The sequence below is a fragment of the Mariniflexile ostreae genome (assembly GCF_042427585.1).
Taxonomy (GTDB): domain Bacteria; phylum Bacteroidota; class Bacteroidia; order Flavobacteriales; family Flavobacteriaceae; genus Pseudalgibacter; species Pseudalgibacter ostreae.
The window spans coordinates 1-16,654 of the sequence record NZ_JBHMFC010000099.1 but is presented as its reverse complement, the minus strand read 5'-3'; the positions used below and the strand labels follow the sequence as shown (position 1 = coordinate 16,654).

The following is a 16,654-nucleotide window of genomic DNA, read 5'->3' as shown; positions in this document are numbered from 1 at the left end:
TTTCATAAGTGTGTAAAATTTAAAATTAATAAATAAAAAATCTCAGGCTAAATATTAACCTGAGATTTTAAAACTTACACACTTTATGAGATACTGCCTTTTTAGTCCAAAATTGATTTGATTTTCAATTTTCTTTTAATTTTCGAGACCTGGTAAAAATTCCACAATTTTATGACCTGATGTGTGATAGCGCCTGTACATTAAAACCTAGGATATATTCTGCTAAATGAAAATTAAAAAAACATAAAAGCCCAAAAACGATTATTGATAATGGGCTTTTATGTTTATACAGCTATTAAAACCATACTCTATTGATTCATCTTCATGTCATGATCATATTTGCAACAACCGGGTAAACTTTCGTAGGCATTTAAGTTACCGCTTGCTTTATCAGTATCGTATCCTGATGTTGCAATGGCTTTATGGATGGTCATTTCATCTGTTTTGGTATCATCAAAAGACACATCAATTTTCTTTTTATCGACATCCCATGTGGCGCTGGACACACCTTCAACAGCATTGGCTGCTTTTTCGATGGTTTTTTTACACATGCTGCAATTGCCCCTTACACCAAAGGATAAATCTGCTGTATCCATTTTGCTGGCTACTTCAGTTTTAGATTCTGTTTCTTGCTTGGCCTCGTTTTTACAACTTGTTAAACCGATAGCTGCAAGGATTGTTACGCTTAAAATTAATTTGTTCATTGTTTAAAATTTAATTGTTAGTATATAGATTTTAATTTATTCTATAATTTGTTTTACTTCACCACACTTTAACATGGCATCTCCAAAGTAAGGGTTAAATACATGCTCTTCTTTACTTAACCAATAGCCTCCATGATCCTGGTTTGCCATGGGACAAAACTGAAGATACACTTTTTCATTAATGCCAAATATTTCCACAGCGCTTATTAATTGTGATGTTAAGTGTTTGAAATGATTTCTTTGTACTTTGATCCCTGTTTCGGTTGCAATGGATTTGGCTAACATTTTAATTTCATTTTCCAAATGCATCCACTGATGGTGTGCCGTATCCTCTGATAATAATTTCATATCGATGTTAGCCAAATGATGGAGTATGTTTTTTGCATCTGCAGATGCTTTTTTTGAATCATCTTGCACTAATGCGTCTTTTAATTTGATATACTCATTAAAAACGATTTTCAATTGATTCTGAAAATCGGCCGGAACATTTAGTCTTTCATTCTTGTTTGATGGTTCTGGAACCATTCCAAGGTGCCCTTCGTGCCCCGTAGTTGTCTTACCACCTTCTTTGTTCATCATCGATTTTTTACTTTGAAGTTGTGCGGCAGCATCAACGGTAAATGTACCATTCGTCACTATTTCATCACCATCAGATAGCCCAGCATTTATTTCGTAATTATCGCCAATTCTATTGCCTAAAACCACTTCTTTCATTTCGAAAACAGGTGCGTTAGGATTTGTTTTAATATAGACTACCGAGCGTTCTCCTGTCCATAATACAGCTGAAGATGGAATCGCTATGGCTTGTGTTTTAGTTGAAAAAGTTCCACTTTCTATTTGTCCTTCTAAAAACATACCCGGTTTAAAAAAACCGTCTTTATTGTTTAAGACCACGCGTAAGCTTACGGTTCTGGTTTGGGTATTTAAAGTGGGGTTTATAAAATCAACGTTCCCTTTAAACTCCTTATTGGGATAGGCATTTGTAGTAACGATTACTTCTTGTCCTTTTTTAAATAGATTTATTTGATTTTCGTACACATCAAAATGTCCCCAAACGGTGTTGAGGTTGGCAATTTTTAATAAAGGCTGACCTTGTTTTACGTAATCGCCTTGTGCTACCATTTTTTCTGTAACCGTTCCTGAAACGGTGGCATAAATAGGAATGGTTTCTCTCACTTTACCTGATACTTCAATTTGATTGATTTGATTTTCGGAAAGTTTCCAAAGTTTTAATTTATTGCGAACAGCATTGTATAAAGCAGGCTGCGCTTCTTTTAACGAAGCCGCTGTAATGAGTTCTTGTTGTGCGGCATACAGTTCTGGAGAATAGATGGTTGCCAATAATTGGCCTTTTTGTACTTGTTCACCTGTAACACTAACATTTAAGCGTTCTATTCGTCCTGAAAAATAACTGACTTGAACGGTATTTGACGCTTCATTTTCAACAATTTTTCCGGATAGTTTTATCGTATGATCGTGCGCTTTAGCAGCGCCTACTATAGAGGTTTGTATATTGGCCAAAGCCATGGCGTTTTCGGTTAGTTTAAATTGATTTGCCATCAAACCATCTGCACTACTTTCTGCAGGAATTAAAGCCATCCCACAAATAGGGCAATCGCCAGGTTCTGGTTGCATAATTTGTGGATGCATCGAGCAGGTCCACATTTGATTGGTTTCTGATACGGCATCGTGGTTGTGTTTCGGTTCTGTATGTAATGCAGTACCAAAGAGCACCCATCCTATAAGAACACCAATAGTTATTGATACAATTATATATATTACATTTTTTTTCATAAGTTCTAAATTTTAAAAAACAGTACAAGTTGCGCTAGGGATAGCAGTGAAAATCCTTTTGTGAGGCACGAGCAAAAGATTGTAACGTATAGCCCGCTCGAGCGCCCAAAACCTAATTACCTTTCTCTAATCGTTTTATTAGTAGTATCATTTCTTCTTTTTTTTTGTTTTTGGATTTTTTTTTATTGGGTTAAATAATGTATGGTGGATTGGGATGTGTAATAGTTTTTAATAGCCTCAAGTTGTCCAATCTGAAACTTCAATTGCAATTCTTGAATATCTAAAACGTCATTAAAATTAATAGTCCCTGTTTCGTAATTCTTAATCAGAATTTCTTCAGCATTTTCAGCTTGTTTTAAGTTATTTTTTTGTGTTTTAAATTTAATTCGCGATTGATTACGTTGCGAAATAGCTTTTGATAATGCCGAAGTTAACATATTCAAGCGTTCATCTTTTTGAGACTGTATTTCTTGTTTACGCAAGGTGTTTTGTTTAGTTTGGGATTTGTACTTTTTATTAAAAATGGGAATAGAAACCGACACCATAGGCATAATCATATCTTTATACGCACTGGTAATCATCGGGCTACTTTCTTGATTAATGTACTCCACTCCAAACCCTATCATTGGTCCCCCTTCTTTTTGATTGAGCAACTCGGAGTGTTCAATCGACTCATAAAGCTTGTCGTATTTTAGTAACTCTGGGTTTAGTGTTAGAGCGTCGTAACCGTTAAAAGCATCATCTTCTGGAATGTCCATAGTGGTAACAACAGTCACTTCTTGATTATAATCGCGATTCATCAAACTATTTAAAGCGGCTTGAATGCCTTTGTTTTGTTGCGTTAAAACATCTTTCTCTTGGATGAGTTCGTTTTGTCTAATCTGTAACCGTAAAACGTCCACTGCTGATGCTTTGCCTACTTCTAAGGAGGTAAGCGCTAAACGTTCGTAAGATTCTAAAAGTGCTATGTTTTTATCCAGCACTTCCTGCTTGGCGCTTGTTTCATAAAGCTGATAATAAAATTGAGAAACCGAAAGGGCTAGTTTGCGTTTGGCAATGGTAACTTCAACATATTGCGCATCGGCCATAGAGGACGCATAGTTTTCTCGTGCTGATATCGTGCCAAACCACGGCAACATTTGCATAACGGATACCCTAAAATTTTCCATAGGCATATCCATTTCTGGTTTTACAGCCATAATACCCACATTAAATTCGGTATTCGGCAAACTATTGACTTCATTCACTTTTTCGGTAGCAATCTGATACTGAAAATCAATCTTTTGAATCTCTGGATTATTAGTTAATGCCTCATCAATAAGCGTCTGTAATTCTTGACTTTGAGCGGAAAGCACAAAGAGAAAAGAACTCAAAATTAACAAGGCTTTTATAGGTGATTTTATATGTTTCATTTTGTTCTTCTTTTAAGTTGAGATTCTGCTCTCCAGCAATACAATACCGGAACAACAAATAAGGTAATTAATGCAATTAGCATCCCACCAAAACTTGGAATTGCCATAGGAATCATAATATCGCTTCCACGTCCTGTAGACGTTAAAACAGGCAATAATGCCAACATAGTCGTTGCTGTAGTCATTAAACACGGGCGAATACGTTTTTCTCCTGCTTCGACTATAGAAGCCCTAATGTCCTTCTTGTTTTCTGGTGTATTTCTGTTGAAGGTTTGGGTTAAGTATGTTGCCATAACAACGCCATCATCGGTTGCAATTCCGAAGAGGGCAATAAACCCAACCCAAACGGCAACACTTAAATTAATAGGATGCATTTGAAATAGTCCTCGAAGATTAGTTCCGAAGACATCAAAGTTTAAAAACCAGCCTTGTCCATACAACCAAATCATTATAAAACCACCAGCAAAGGCCACTGCTATACCTGTAAAAACCATTAAGGAGGTTGTTACTGAACGGAATTGGAAGTATAAAATTAAAAATATAATTGCTAAAGCTAAAGGCACCACAACCGATAAGGTTTTTTCCGCTCGTAACTGATTTTCATACGTTCCTGTAAATTGGTAGTTGATACCCTTTGGCACTATTAATTCGCCTGAAGCTATTTTTTCTTTAATTAAAGCCTGTGCACCTTCAACCACATTTACTTCTGCAAAACCATCTAATTTATCAAACAATACATAGCCGACTAAAAAGGTGTCTTCACTTTTAATGACTTGAGGGCCTTGTTCGTATTTAATAGTTGCCAAGGCACTTAACGGAACAGGACTGCCTTTTTCAACTGGAATATAAATTTGCTCTAAATCGGACGGATTGCTACGTAATTCCCTTGGATAACGCACACGAACACCATAGCGCTCTCTGCCTTCAACGGTTTGCGTTAAGACCATACCACCAATGGCAACTTGTAATACATTTTGAACTTCTTCAATTGTAATACCATAGCGTGCAATTTTCTCTCTATCAATATCAATTAACAAATAAGGTTTCCCAACAATGCGGTCTGCAAAAACAGCTTCGTGCTTTACACCTTCGGCTTGTTTTAAGATACCTTCTAATGCGACACCAAAAGCTTCAATTTGTTTTAAATCTTGGCCTTTTACCTTGATTCCCATAGGGGCACGCATTCCGGTTTGAAGCATAACCAATCGGGTTTCAATAGGTTGTAGTTTAGGCGCAGAGGTTACCCCTGGTAATTTAGTAACGCTTACAATTTCGTTCCAAATATCGTCTGGCGATTTAATTTCTGGTCGCCAATTGCGGTAGAATTCACCATCATTGTCTGGAATAAGTTGAGCGCTTTTAACATCAGCCAAAACACTATTTTCTATAGTATTTGGATTGCCAATGAATCGTCCATCTTTTAATTGAAATAACCCTTTATCGTTCACTTTGTAACGCTGACGTTCGCCATTTTCATTCCGCATATATTGCGGTTTATACTGAATGATATTTTCGTACATCGATAACGGCGCAGGGTCTAAAGCCGATTCTGTCCTACCTGCTTTACCTACAACGGTTTCAATTTCTGGAATACTAGCTACAGCCATATCCAATTGCTGTAAAACGCGTTTATTTTCTTCCACACCAGAATGAGGCATAGACGTTGGCATCAATAGAAAAGAACCTTCATTTAAAGCCGGCATAAACTCTTTTCCTGTGTTTTTCATGATGAAAAATCCAGAAATAACAATAGCAGATGGTATTGATAAAAACAGGAGCTTATTATCTAAACACCATCTTAAAATGCGTGTGTAATACTTTCTAAATAGAGAAAAAGCACCTAACAATCCGAAACAAATAACACCTACAAAAATGAGGTTAGTAAAAATACTTTTATCGACGCCTAAAGGTCGCCAGTATTCAGCTAATAAGAAAACAATAGCTAATGCCGAAAGGATAATATTGATAGTGTTGGCTCGTTTTTCATCTACTTTTTCTTGTAGTTTTAAGAGTCCAACAACACCATAACCGATTAAAATAACTGCTAACCAATAGCCATAAATAACGGCAACAATACCTGCTAATACTAATACAGCATTTAAAAGGTATCTAAAACTTTTTTTAACACTTTGCTTTCTAAATAAAAATGCTGCAAACGGCGGAATTAAAAATAGCGCAACCACTAAAGATGCTCCTAGAGCAAATGTTTTAGTAAATGCTAAAGGTCTAAATAATTTCCCTTCCGCGCCAATCATAGTAAATACCGGAATAAAACTAATAATGGTTGTCATAACCGCGGTTACAATAGCACCAGAAACTTCTTTTGTGGCCTTGTAAATTACTGTGTTTATGGGGTCTTTTCCATCGTCTTCATCGAGATGACGAATAATGTTTTCGGAAAGTATTACACCAACATCCACCATCGTACCAATAGCAATTGCGATTCCAGATAAAGCCACAATATTAGCGTCTACATTAAAGAGTTTCATAGCAATAAAAACCATCAACACGGCAACAGGTAACAGTCCGGAAATTAATATTGAAGCCCGAAGATTAAATACCATAATGATAATGACCAAAATGGTTATTAATATCTCTAATGTTAAGGCTTCATTGAGCGTTGCTAATGTTTCTTGAATCAATTCTGAACGGTCGTAAAAAGGAACTATGGTAACTTGAGACGTTCTTCCATCTGATAATACTTTAGAAGGTAAACCTGCACTTAATTCATTGATTTGCACCTTAACGTTATTAATCACTTCCATTGGGTTAGCGCCATAACGAGCAACCACAACACCCCCAACTACTTCGGCACCTTCTTTATCTAATATGCCGCGTCGAGCAGCAGGACCTAGAGCGACTTTTGCTATGTCTTTAATTCTGATAGACGTGAAATCTTCGGAAGTGACAACGGCATTTTCAATGTCTGAAATTGATTTTACATAGCCCAAACCACGCACTAAATATTCAGCTTGATTGATCTCTAAAGTTTGTGCCCCAATGTCTTTATTACTTTCCTTAACCGCTTTTACAACTTGGTTGAGTCCGATGTTATATTGGCGCATCATTTCTGGATTCACATCTATTTGATATTCCTGAACATAACCACCAATAGAAGCGACTTCGGAAACACCACTAGCAGATGATAAGGCATACTTGACGTAGTAATCTTGAATGCTACGTAGTTCATGCAAATCCCAACCACCGGTTACGTTTCCATTTTCATCACGACCTTCTAGTGTGTACCAAAAAATCTGACCTAAACCTGTGGCGTCTGGTCCTAAAGCAGGATTAACATCTTCGGGCAGCAAACCACTAGGTAATGAGTTTAGTTTTTCAAGAATTCGGCTTCGACTCCAATAGAATTCTATGTCCTCTTCAAAAATGATATAGATACTTGAAAAGCCAAACATAGACGAACTACGAATGGTTTTTACACCTGGAATTCCGAGTAACGAGGTTGTTAAAGGATAAGTTATTTGGTCTTCGATATCTTGTGGCGAACGACCGTCCCATTTAGTGAAAACAATTTGTTGATTTTCTCCAATATCAGGAATAGCATCGACTGCTACAGGGTCACTTGGTAAAAATCCAGTATCCCAATTAAAAGGTGCGTTTACGGTTCCCCATCCTACAAAAAGGATAAGTAACAGAACAGCTACAAGCTTGTTCTCTATTAAAAATTTAATGCTTTTATTTAGCATGAGTTTTTGATTATTAAACAGTTAGACATTGGTGTTAGGAAAACACCGAATACAGCAAATTATCCTTACAACATTACAGTTGTAGGGTAAAAATGTCTATTGTTTAAAAATCAAATTAAATACGTCTCGTCCAGCTTAAAGATTTGCTTAATGACGAGTGGGGGAGTGTAGTCTTTAAAGGAAGATGTGTTTTTATCAAAACCTTCAAAACGGTTAATATATGAATAAACAAAGGAAGCGATGAAAACTTGTTGTTCAAAAGAAATTTTATCGACATGAAATTGCAATTCATCTTGATTATCCAAAACGACTTGTTCATCATTACAACAATTCTTTTTAGTAACGGAACAATCTTCTTTTAAAGGGCTTTCCATATCCATACCACAGGTTTTTACTGTGTTAAAAATGGCGCTATCCATGAGAGTATCGCCACAGTAATGCATATCAACAGTATAGGACATTGTAGAGAGTAGCACTACAAAAACCATTGCCAAAGCCATTACTTTATGGAATACGTGTTTCATATTGAACACAAAGATATGAAATTTTAAAATACGGCTTATTTAATTAACAAGGCTTTATAATTTTTGGGCATGGATTTAAACATAAATATAGCAATAGGCTTTCTGTTTTGTATATCTAAAAGCTGCTCTTTTACAGTTAATTAAGTATGCTTGTTTGTTTTTTCGTTTAAAATGGTTTCTGGTTTTATAAACATGTAAAAGTTGAAAGTAATAAAATAAAAAACTCAGGAATTAATAAATTTATGTTTTTTTTTAAACTTACACAGATTTTAGGATAGTGTCAAAAAGAGGGGTAAGAGGGAGGGGGGCTGGTTTTGTGTAAAGGAAATAACCAAGGTTATTGTGGTGGTTATCATAGTCTTTTTATAGTTGGTCTAGATAAGGAGCTGAAAAAAAAAAGACTTTTTTTGTAAAAGCCTGCGCAAAAACTAACAAACAACTTATTTTTTTCAAAAAGTTGTTTAATTAATATGTTTAAACCCATCTAAAAAAAATCTGTGCGATAGTGTTACCCGATAGGCAACATGATCGCACAGATATGGTTCAACTGTTGTATTAAGGTGTTTCGAGTATAATCGCTTTTAATTTAGAAGTGATTTTAATCGAAATTATAATAATTAAAGAAAATGTTTTAATTACTCTTTGTCTCCAAAATAAGATACAGCACCTCCCGTTAAGAAATCTTCTCTTACAGGGCTAAATGTGTCAATTAGGATACCTTCTTCCAGGCAAACAGCACTATGCCATAAATTAGGTTCAATATAAACCCCGTCTCCAGCTTCTACAATTTTCTTTTCGCCATCAATTTCAAATTCAAATTTACCTGAAACACAAAAAGTGGCTTGTGTGTGAAAATGTTGATGCGGAGCTCCTAATGCGCCTTTATCAAATTTTACTTTCACCATCATAATTTGGTTGTCATAACCTAAAAATTTTCTTGATACTCCTCCACCAAGTACTTCCCATTCCATGTCTTTTGTAGAGATGTATTTTTTACTAAATCTTTCCATTTTTTTATAATTTATAATTAATAATGACTTCAGCAAGATAATCCATTTTTAAAAACTAGAGAAGGAAGCATAGGGAATTTTATGTTTTAATGTCTCGTAGCTCGCTTTTTAAGACATTCAACGGTTTTTTCAGGTGATTTTAAAAAAACGGGTAGCTTTTTTCCTTTTTCAGACGCCACTTTTTCTATAAGAAACATGACTTTTTTTTAAAAATACTTTTTAGCACAAAACCATTAAAATACTACTGTGATGTGATTAGGTATAGCAGGAGCAAGAGGAAAATTAACCTAAAATGTACTTTTTTATTACAGCTCAAGCTAACTGTTAAACAATTATTAAAAAATAGTATAAGTTAAAAATCAAGTTGATAGAGTTGATCATCGATATATGAACTTTTTAATTTTAATAAAATTTAATATTAACTATAAAAAATAAACAATATGAATTCTGATCAATTTAAAGGTAAATGGAAACAGATTAAAGGTGATTTTAAAAAGAAATATGGAAAAATCACAAATGATGAGTATACCGAAGCTGAAGGAGACTTCGATAAGCTTGCGGGGAAGGTTCAGGAAAAGTATGGAAAATCAAAAGAAGATTTGAAAAAAGAAATTGATAATTGGTAAATCTAACATTTATTTTGAAGTAAAAAGTTCTTAAAGCAAATGCTTTAAGAACTTTTTTTATCCCTACTCGGGGAAGTTGGCGGCTCATTATAATAGCTCCTAGGAACCTATAATTTCTCCGCCATTTACATGTATAAATTGTCCTGTAATGTAACTACTGTCCTCACAGGCCAAAAACACATAAGCAGGACCAACTTCGCTAGGTTGTCCGGCACGTCCCATTGGAGTGTCTTGTCCAAAATCTGAAACATCATCGAAACTAGCAGGAATAAGTGGGGTCCAAATTGGGCCTGGTGCTACACCGTTAACGCGTATTTTCTTTCTGGCCAATTGAGCAGATAGAGATCGTGTAAAACTTGTAATGGCTCCTTTAGTGCTCGCATAATCCACCAAATGGCTGCTCCCTCTATACGCTGTAACCGAACCAGAGTTAATAATGGCATCTCCTGGCTGTAGGTGTTCTAGTGCTGCCTTAACCATATAAAAATAAGGGTAAATATTGGTTTGAAATGTTTTCTCTAACTGTGCTTTACTTATGTTTTCTATACAATCTTTTGGAAATTGCATGGCGGCATTGTTTACCAGTATGTTTAATTTTCCATATGCCGTGATACATTTGTTTATACAGTCTTTACAGTTGGAAGGGCTTTTTAAATATTTTTTGATAAGCAGGCATTTCCGTCCTTCTTTTTCTACAAGCCTTTTTGTTTCTTTAGCATCTTTAGATTCCGATAGGTATACTATGGCAATATCGGCTCCTTCTCTCGCAAAATGTACTGCTACGCTTCTACCTATACCGCTATCACCCCCAGTAATTAAGCATATTTTGTTTTTTAGTTTACTCGAACCCTGATACTCTTTTCTTATAATTTCAGGTTCAGGATTCATCTTGTACTCCTTTCCTGGTTGGGGCTGCTTTTGTTGGGGAAATTCATTTGGTTTCTTCATGATGTTACATTTTTTTATCAAAAAAAAAACGAAATCATGATTTATATAAACCCAATAATAAATAAAACTAACTCAAAACAAAATTGCTATTAAAGATTTTTTTATCTTTTTTATTGGTCAATCGTTTCTTTTGCTTTAGGGAGTTTTTAGGGGTCTTTATCTAAGCACTAATGGCTATAAACTTATATCTGTTCATGGAAACTTCTTCATACTCTATTATAGAAATCTAAATAAATTTTAAAAACAAGAAGGTGAAAATAAAGAGAATCGTATCAAATTTGGCAAAATTAAGAATTTGATGATTGTGTTTTTTTTTCAGGGTGTTCTTCACGTTGGAACTTACGCTTAGTAGTGTTTGTAAAAGAATTATAACGACAGCGGAAACCATACCCTGATATTTAACGGCATGTTTAATCCTTTAATATAACCCTCTTGGTGGATTTTATATACAGATACATTATCCAAAAGTCCTTAAGCCAATAAAAAAGTTGTTAATACGTCACTATATTTAGCTGTTTTGTTGTCTTTTTAAAATTACTGTAGGGGTTTTATTGTGGGTTACGATGCGGCATCCTTATCTAGTTTATTTCCAATATAACCAAAAAGAATATTGATCAATACGACTACCCCAGTGAACAATAAAAGATTTGTTACTAAATATAGCGCAGCCAAACAACCTGCTGCAGCACTGCACCAAATAGTAGCTGCAGTGGTTAAGCCCTTCACAGTGTTTCCTTTTTTAAGAATAACACCTGCGCCTAAAAACCCTATTCCGGTTACTACTTGACTCAGCACTCTTGTTAAGTCTATGAATTTCCCTCCTTGGTAGTGTAGGGACAGGATAACGAAAGCACATGCTCCAACAGAAACGAGCATATTGGTTTTAAGTCCTGCATCTTTTCCCTTATACTCTCTTTCTATACCAATTAGAAGGCCGGCAATTGTAGCTAAGAGTATTTTGTATAAAAAATCTGGATGAAATTCGAAATTTGGATCTTCACCAATTCCTGTTAAAACGATTTCCGTAAGAGGGTCTGTTTTAAAATATGAAAATATAGCAGATATCATATATGTGGAAATTTAAAATTGATATGGATTTTTGCTGCAATATATTAATATTTTATTTCAAATGTATTATTACAATCTATTGAGGGGTAATAGGGTTAAAAATACAATGGATAAGGGTAAATCTTATATTATAAACAATTTAATTTCAATTTTTGAAAGAGTTGTATAATATAAATTTAAAAAAAAATCATATGAGAATGCTTAATATTTTACTAATGTGCGTGCTTTTGGCCGGACTATATTCTTGTAAAGACCAAGCTAAAAATGGGAGTGTTATGAATAAGGCTTCGGAAACTTTGGATTATGAAAACACTAGAGTATTAGAGTCAGATTTAGCTCGCCAAGTAAAGTCAGATAAGGGAGTCGATTACGATTACCATAAGGATATGTCTAAAATGTATAGTGATTTAGAGATGACCAACCAACAGATAAGCGATTATAAATCGCTCACTAAAAAAAAACGAGAAAAGCTTGATGCTGCTCAAGATTATGTTACCGCAGACCAACAGGCTATTTTGGTAGATAAGGATAGTAGCCTAAGAGCTGTACTTACGCCCAAACAGTATAAAAAATATCAAGGTATGGTAAAGAAGCGTAATGATACACAAAAATAATTTCTAGCCTAAAACAAAAGGGCAAAAACAAAATGGTGTTAGGTCTTTCTGGATCTTGCCATATTTATTAATTTTAAAACAACAAAGCCATGAATACAAAAGAAAAAAGATTTAAAGACACAAGAATTGATAGGGTTTTCCATAGTACAGATAAAGCACATGCTTATTACGACCATTTGATTGAACGGGGTTATAACAAAGATAACATCACCATTTTAATGTCGAAGGACACTAAGGATCAGTATTATGATGCCACACATGAAGCGCCAGGAAATGATGCCTTGGAAGGAGCCGGAGCGGGCAGTGCCATTGGAGGTGTTGCAGGTGCTGTTGTAGGTGCAGTGGCAGCCATAGGAACCAGTCTTGTACTTCCAGGTTTAGGCTTAGTGGTGGCCGGGCCATTGGCAGCTGCTTTTGCAGGTGCGGGAATAGGAGGTGCAGGAGGTGCATTAATTGGAGCCTTGGCTAATGCTGGGCTTTCTGAATCTAAATCTGCAGAATATGTAGAGTATCTTAAAAAAGGAGATATAATTATTTCTGTAGATCCCAGAACCCCAGACGACCGCAATTATTTAGGAGACCAATCTGGGGTAATATACCCTCCAGATTCTCTGGTTTAGTTCGTTATTTAATTAAGAATAGGTACTAGAGCCTTAGACTTAATGGGTCTATGGCTCTTTTTTAAAACCTTAAATGAATGCTATAAATAGTTGAGAAAAGACTTAGTGCTTGGTCTGATAAAAAGCTCTAAATTATAGAGACCTTAATAATATGAAAAAAATCCTTAAACTTACTGCAATTGGCCTTTTTGCTGGATTGATATTAATGCTGGTATTAAAAATTATTTTAATTCTTACGGGAAATACGGCTTATATTTTACTTTTCAATTTTGATTATGTTCCTATTATTAAAGATTTGGAGCCCGTTTGGTTATTCGGATACTTATTTCATTTTTTAACCTGTATAATTAGTGTTGTAGCTCTTTTCTTTATTCTAAAGTATTGGAATATACAGAAGCGTATGCTCCCATATAGCATTGTTTATACTCTTGGTGGGGGAGCCTTGTTTTTTTTAACAGCCTTATCACACCAACCTCCAGAAGCAACCGATGTTATGGCATGGTTTTATTGGACTGTTGCACATGCTATTTTTGGTTTTGTTGTAGGTGTGAGCATAAAGAAATGGATGTGAAAAAATAGTTAATCACGCATGTTTTAGGCCTTAATTTTTTTGGTGTTTTAACCTTCTATTGAGTTATGGCACTTTTATTTGTAAGGGATAGAATGTGTTTATTTTGAGTTTAGCATAAGAAAAACGCTTTGTTTTAATCCTATTGAATATGGTTTAAAGATTTTACTAATATAATTTTAATCGTTAAGATTTGAATGTCTCTTCAAATGATATATCAAAAAACGCTGCATTATTTTTTTTATATAAAAACAGGTCTACTTTTAAACTGAAGTCCCATACAGCTTAAAATAATGAAAGGAAGCTGCCCTTGGTAAAGACCTAAAAATCTTCCAGAAAGGACAGCCCAAACTGTTAATTAAAAATATTGTGCTAGGTTTTTGTTATATGAATTAAGGGTTTGTAGACCATAAAGAGGCACTTTTAAGCATGGCTCTTCTTGGTAGTTTTAATCCAGCGAGTATTAATTCTGCAAAGTCTTCAGGCTGTAAAACACTTTCTTGAGAGTCATTATTAGCAATTCCTAATCCTATAGACATATCGGATACAATGGTGCTTGGTGTTACTGTACAGACTCTAATATTGTTTTTACGAACTTCCTTCATTAAGGATTCAGACATTCCGATAACGGCGAATTTTGATGCAGAATAGGCAGAAGTGCTCGCATTCCCACTTAATCCAGCTGTTGAAGACACATTAATAATGTCACCTTCATTTTGATTTATTAAGTAAGGTAAAACTTCTTTAGTCACATGATACATTCCCATAACGTTGGTTTGAATGATTTGGCTCCATGCATCTACTTCCATTTCATTAAAAGTTCCAAAGGCCGCAATGCCTGCATTATTTACTAAAATATCGACAGAACCTAGTTCGTCTATGATGTTTTTAATGCCTTTTTTAACAGATTCATAATCCCCTACATCGAATACGGCATAAATAGCCTTTACTCCAAACGACTTTAATTCAGAAACGGTTTCTTTTAAAACAGCTTCATTTCTACCTGTTATAGCGATGTTAATGCCTTCTTTTGCAAAAGTCATAGCAGTGGCTTTTCCAAGTCCTCTTCCTCCTCCAGTAATTATTGCTTTTTTATTTTTCAATTGTGTCATATTAGTCATTTCTTTCAAATTATTTGCACTGGTATTTATTTTTTAGGGGTATAAATGTATGGATTTTCAGTTTAAGAATGGCTTAATTAAAGAATTCTTAACTGAAGGTTAATGATAAACAATGCGCTTACTATATGTTGTATAAGTTTAAAGTATTAAACACTTTTTTACTTTTAGTATTGCAAGGGAGAGGCCTTTTAATACAGGGGGTTTGTTTGATTTTAGTTTAATGCACAGTTAAAATTAATTAGGGTATGCTATTTTAAACTGTTTAACATAGGGGGGTAATGCTAATTTGGAAAATTAATCAGAGCTTCTATAGTTTTATAAAGGTGGCTTTTTAGGTGTATAAATGAAATTACAGATGGTTATATACTGTACCTGAACAGCGTGCGCCTCTTTTTGTTTATATGAATTTAAAATCATTTTCAACTTGCTAAGCGCTAAAATAGAATGTGTTTTACTGTTCCATTGATGAACTTATCCACTAGATTAGTACGGATATTTATTTTTTCAGTTCTATTAATTTCCACTCTCTGTTCGGTTCTTTTATCAGATAAACCCCGACGTTGATGTCCTTTTTGTTTCCGATAACTTTTATTTCCAATTGAGCTTCTCCATATCCATTTGAAATATTAACGCTTCCTGTTGGCATCATTCCATAATCTTTTATTCCACCAATTTCTGTCGCTATTTCTTGATTTTGTTCAATTTTCGATAGTGCTACTTTATAAGCATCAGAACTTTTCATAGCAGAACCAGCGAACAAGAATGTAAAAGTAAAAAAGGCAATTCCAATTGCTACTAATGCTAAAACCCTCGGAAGCTTAGTCGATTTGTTGGGGTTTTTAATCACAATTGCTTTCACAGTTTTATCTCCAAGTCTTTTTTTATTTCGACTTGAAGCAAGAATTATAAATTCTACTGGCCAAATTATTAAAAATAAATTACGGACAAACAATTTTTCAAAAGAAGGAATTTCATTCGGGTTGTTTTCGTTTCTAACCATAATTTCCATAACCCATTTTCCAGGACTAATTCCTTTAAGAGAATCCTTTGCAAAATATATAAGAAAACCAACTAGTATTGTTGGTAACATTTTAGTTATTAGGCTTCTAAAGGTGTTCTTATCCATGAAATCTGTTCCAAATGATAAGAATACAATTCCCGTTATTAGAAATGTCATTATAAAATGGTCGATTATGAATGCTGCTATTCGTCTTTTTCTACTTGATAAAACATATTCTTTTTCTAAATTTTTATTCATTAGTTGAAGATTGGTTTATATTGGTATTAATGTAGTTATATAACAATAGACTGGTTTTGTATACGAGGATTTTCCGAAGGAAAATCAGAAGCTGGCAAACCAAGCGACTTCCATTGGTTAAGCTAAAAATAGCAATTTCGTGTATACCGTGTTGAACGAATCCTCCCTACCGGTCGGAAGCCCTCCTGAAAACCTCAGTACGTCTTTTCTTTTTTTAAATGTAAGAAATTTATTAATTTGTAGCTAAATTTTAAATCTATAATCATGTTTAAAAAAAAGTAAGACCATTGCTGAGCGCCCTTTTGAGGAAGTAGCAGGCTTCAGTACCCTTTCCAGAACAAATTGGAGCAGAGTTTTTCCATCAATGGCAAAGCCAAAAGTATGGGCATGATTGCCGTGCTGCACACCTGGGGTCAAAATATGAGTTTGCACCTGCACTTGCACTGCATGGTCCCAGGCGGTGGTTTGAGCAAATCGGGACAATGGAAAACGGCCAAGAACAAGGGCAAATACCTCTTCAATGTAAAATCCATGAGCCAGGTGTTTCGAGCCAAATATATAGCAGAGCTCAGAAAGAGCGATTTAAAAATTCCTCAGAAAATTTACAATGACCTATTCCGTAAAAAGTGGGTGGTTTATGCCAAAGAGCCTTTTAGAAGTCCAAAATATGTGATAGAATACTT

At 34.8% G+C, this 16,654-nt stretch carries 14 protein-coding genes and 1 pseudogene; 5 read left to right on the top strand and 10 right to left on the bottom strand.

Going from position 1 to position 16,654, the window contains the following annotated elements; genetic code table 11:
• Positions 1 to 308: 308 nt before the first annotated feature.
• The 6 genes from ACFFU9_RS14010 to ACFFU9_RS13985 all read right to left on the bottom strand — a co-directional run bounded on the left by ACFFU9_RS14010 (position 309) and on the right by ACFFU9_RS13985 (position 9,148).
• Positions 309 to 704, bottom strand: coding sequence for a heavy-metal-associated domain-containing protein (locus tag ACFFU9_RS14010; protein ID WP_379862107.1), 396 nt, complete (start codon positions 702 to 704; stop codon positions 309 to 311).
• Between the two features lie 36 nt (positions 705 to 740).
• The gene (locus tag ACFFU9_RS14005) at positions 741 to 2,498 is read right to left on the bottom strand and encodes an efflux RND transporter periplasmic adaptor subunit (protein ID WP_379862106.1); all 1,758 of its coding nucleotides are present in this window, start codon (positions 2,496 to 2,498) and stop codon (positions 741 to 743) included.
• A gap of 182 nt (positions 2,499 to 2,680) precedes the next feature.
• A complete protein-coding gene (locus ACFFU9_RS14000; RefSeq protein ID WP_379862105.1) occupies positions 2,681 to 3,910 on the bottom strand; it encodes a TolC family protein in 1,230 nt (409 codons plus the stop codon).
• Positions 3,907 to 7,614 carry an efflux RND transporter permease subunit gene (locus ACFFU9_RS13995; RefSeq protein ID WP_379862104.1) on the bottom strand — a complete coding sequence of 1,236 codons (3,708 nt, stop codon included), beginning with the start codon at positions 7,612 to 7,614 and terminating at the stop codon, positions 3,907 to 3,909. Before ACFFU9_RS13995 ends, ACFFU9_RS14000 begins: the two co-directional genes overlap by 4 nt.
• 110 nt (positions 7,615 to 7,724) lie before the next feature.
• Positions 7,725 to 8,138 carry an HYC_CC_PP family protein gene (locus tag ACFFU9_RS13990; RefSeq protein ID WP_379862103.1) on the bottom strand — a complete coding sequence of 138 codons (414 nt, stop codon included), beginning with the start codon at positions 8,136 to 8,138 and terminating at the stop codon, positions 7,725 to 7,727.
• A gap of 635 nt (positions 8,139 to 8,773) precedes the next feature.
• Positions 8,774 to 9,148 (bottom strand): cupin domain-containing protein, encoded by a 375-nt coding sequence (locus ACFFU9_RS13985; RefSeq protein WP_379862102.1) that lies wholly within the window; start codon positions 9,146 to 9,148, stop codon positions 8,774 to 8,776.
• Positions 9,149 to 9,588: 440 nt separating this feature from the next.
• Between ACFFU9_RS13985 and ACFFU9_RS13980 the strand changes: the two genes are divergently transcribed.
• Positions 9,589 to 9,774, top strand: a complete 186-nt coding sequence (locus ACFFU9_RS13980; protein ID WP_379862101.1) for a CsbD family protein — start codon at positions 9,589 to 9,591, stop codon at positions 9,772 to 9,774.
• A 99-nt stretch (positions 9,775 to 9,873) separates the two neighbouring features.
• On the opposite strand, the gene ACFFU9_RS13975 is transcribed toward ACFFU9_RS13980, so the two are convergent.
• Both ACFFU9_RS13975 and ACFFU9_RS13970 read right to left on the bottom strand, forming a co-directional pair.
• A complete protein-coding gene (locus ACFFU9_RS13975; protein WP_379862100.1) occupies positions 9,874 to 10,722 on the bottom strand; it encodes an SDR family oxidoreductase in 849 nt (282 codons plus the stop codon).
• A gap of 558 nt (positions 10,723 to 11,280) precedes the next feature.
• Positions 11,281 to 11,790 (bottom strand): MgtC/SapB family protein, encoded by a 510-nt coding sequence (locus ACFFU9_RS13970; protein WP_379862099.1) that lies wholly within the window; start codon positions 11,788 to 11,790, stop codon positions 11,281 to 11,283.
• Between the two features lie 191 nt (positions 11,791 to 11,981).
• Between ACFFU9_RS13970 and ACFFU9_RS13965 the strand changes: the two genes are divergently transcribed.
• The 3 genes from ACFFU9_RS13965 to ACFFU9_RS13955 all read left to right on the top strand — a co-directional run bounded on the left by ACFFU9_RS13965 (position 11,982) and on the right by ACFFU9_RS13955 (position 13,595).
• Complete coding sequence (locus tag ACFFU9_RS13965; RefSeq protein ID WP_379862098.1) at positions 11,982 to 12,404, top strand: hypothetical protein; 423 nt, start codon at positions 11,982 to 11,984, stop codon at positions 12,402 to 12,404.
• Positions 12,405 to 12,493: 89 nt separating this feature from the next.
• Positions 12,494 to 13,024, top strand: a complete 531-nt coding sequence (locus tag ACFFU9_RS13960) for a hypothetical protein (protein ID WP_379862097.1) — start codon at positions 12,494 to 12,496, stop codon at positions 13,022 to 13,024.
• A gap of 151 nt (positions 13,025 to 13,175) precedes the next feature.
• A complete protein-coding gene (locus ACFFU9_RS13955) occupies positions 13,176 to 13,595 on the top strand; it encodes a hypothetical protein (protein WP_379862096.1) in 420 nt (139 codons plus the stop codon).
• Between the two features lie 389 nt (positions 13,596 to 13,984).
• Here ACFFU9_RS13955 and ACFFU9_RS13950 read toward each other — a convergent pair whose 3' ends face one another.
• Together ACFFU9_RS13950 and ACFFU9_RS13945 are read right to left on the bottom strand one after the other, a co-directional pair.
• The gene (locus tag ACFFU9_RS13950) at positions 13,985 to 14,704 is read right to left on the bottom strand and encodes a 3-ketoacyl-ACP reductase (protein ID WP_379862108.1); all 720 of its coding nucleotides are present in this window, start codon (positions 14,702 to 14,704) and stop codon (positions 13,985 to 13,987) included.
• 505 nt (positions 14,705 to 15,209) lie between these two features.
• Complete coding sequence (locus tag ACFFU9_RS13945; protein ID WP_379862095.1) at positions 15,210 to 15,971, bottom strand: RDD family protein; 762 nt, start codon at positions 15,969 to 15,971, stop codon at positions 15,210 to 15,212.
• A gap of 378 nt (positions 15,972 to 16,349) precedes the next feature.
• Here ACFFU9_RS13945 and ACFFU9_RS13940 point away from each other — a divergent pair.
• Positions 16,350 to 16,654, top strand: a pseudogene (locus ACFFU9_RS13940) (transposase); the annotation flags it as partial.

Coding starts and splice junctions, on each gene's coding strand:
- ACFFU9_RS13975 (WP_379862100.1), bottom strand. CDS start 10,722: ATGAAGAAACCAAATGAATTTCCCCAACAAAAGCAGCCCCAACCAGGA.
- ACFFU9_RS13955 (WP_379862096.1), top strand. CDS start 13,176: ATGAAAAAAATCCTTAAACTTACTGCAATTGGCCTTTTTGCTGGATTG.
- ACFFU9_RS14010 (WP_379862107.1), bottom strand. CDS start 704: ATGAACAAATTAATTTTAAGCGTAACAATCCTTGCAGCTATCGGTTTA.
- ACFFU9_RS14005 (WP_379862106.1), bottom strand. CDS start 2,498: ATGAAAAAAAATGTAATATATATAATTGTATCAATAACTATTGGTGTT.
- ACFFU9_RS13970 (WP_379862099.1), bottom strand. CDS start 11,790: ATGATATCTGCTATATTTTCATATTTTAAAACAGACCCTCTTACGGAA.
- ACFFU9_RS13960 (WP_379862097.1), top strand. CDS start 12,494: ATGAATACAAAAGAAAAAAGATTTAAAGACACAAGAATTGATAGGGTT.
- ACFFU9_RS13990 (WP_379862103.1), bottom strand. CDS start 8,138: ATGAAACACGTATTCCATAAAGTAATGGCTTTGGCAATGGTTTTTGTA.
- ACFFU9_RS13995 (WP_379862104.1), bottom strand. CDS start 7,614: ATGCTAAATAAAAGCATTAAATTTTTAATAGAGAACAAGCTTGTAGCT.
- ACFFU9_RS13945 (WP_379862095.1), bottom strand. CDS start 15,971: ATGAATAAAAATTTAGAAAAAGAATATGTTTTATCAAGTAGAAAAAGA.
- ACFFU9_RS14000 (WP_379862105.1), bottom strand. CDS start 3,910: ATGAAACATATAAAATCACCTATAAAAGCCTTGTTAATTTTGAGTTCT.
- ACFFU9_RS13985 (WP_379862102.1), bottom strand. CDS start 9,148: ATGGAAAGATTTAGTAAAAAATACATCTCTACAAAAGACATGGAATGG.
- ACFFU9_RS13965 (WP_379862098.1), top strand. CDS start 11,982: ATGAGAATGCTTAATATTTTACTAATGTGCGTGCTTTTGGCCGGACTA.
- ACFFU9_RS13950 (WP_379862108.1), bottom strand. CDS start 14,704: ATGACACAATTGAAAAATAAAAAAGCAATAATTACTGGAGGAGGAAGA.
- ACFFU9_RS13980 (WP_379862101.1), top strand. CDS start 9,589: ATGAATTCTGATCAATTTAAAGGTAAATGGAAACAGATTAAAGGTGAT.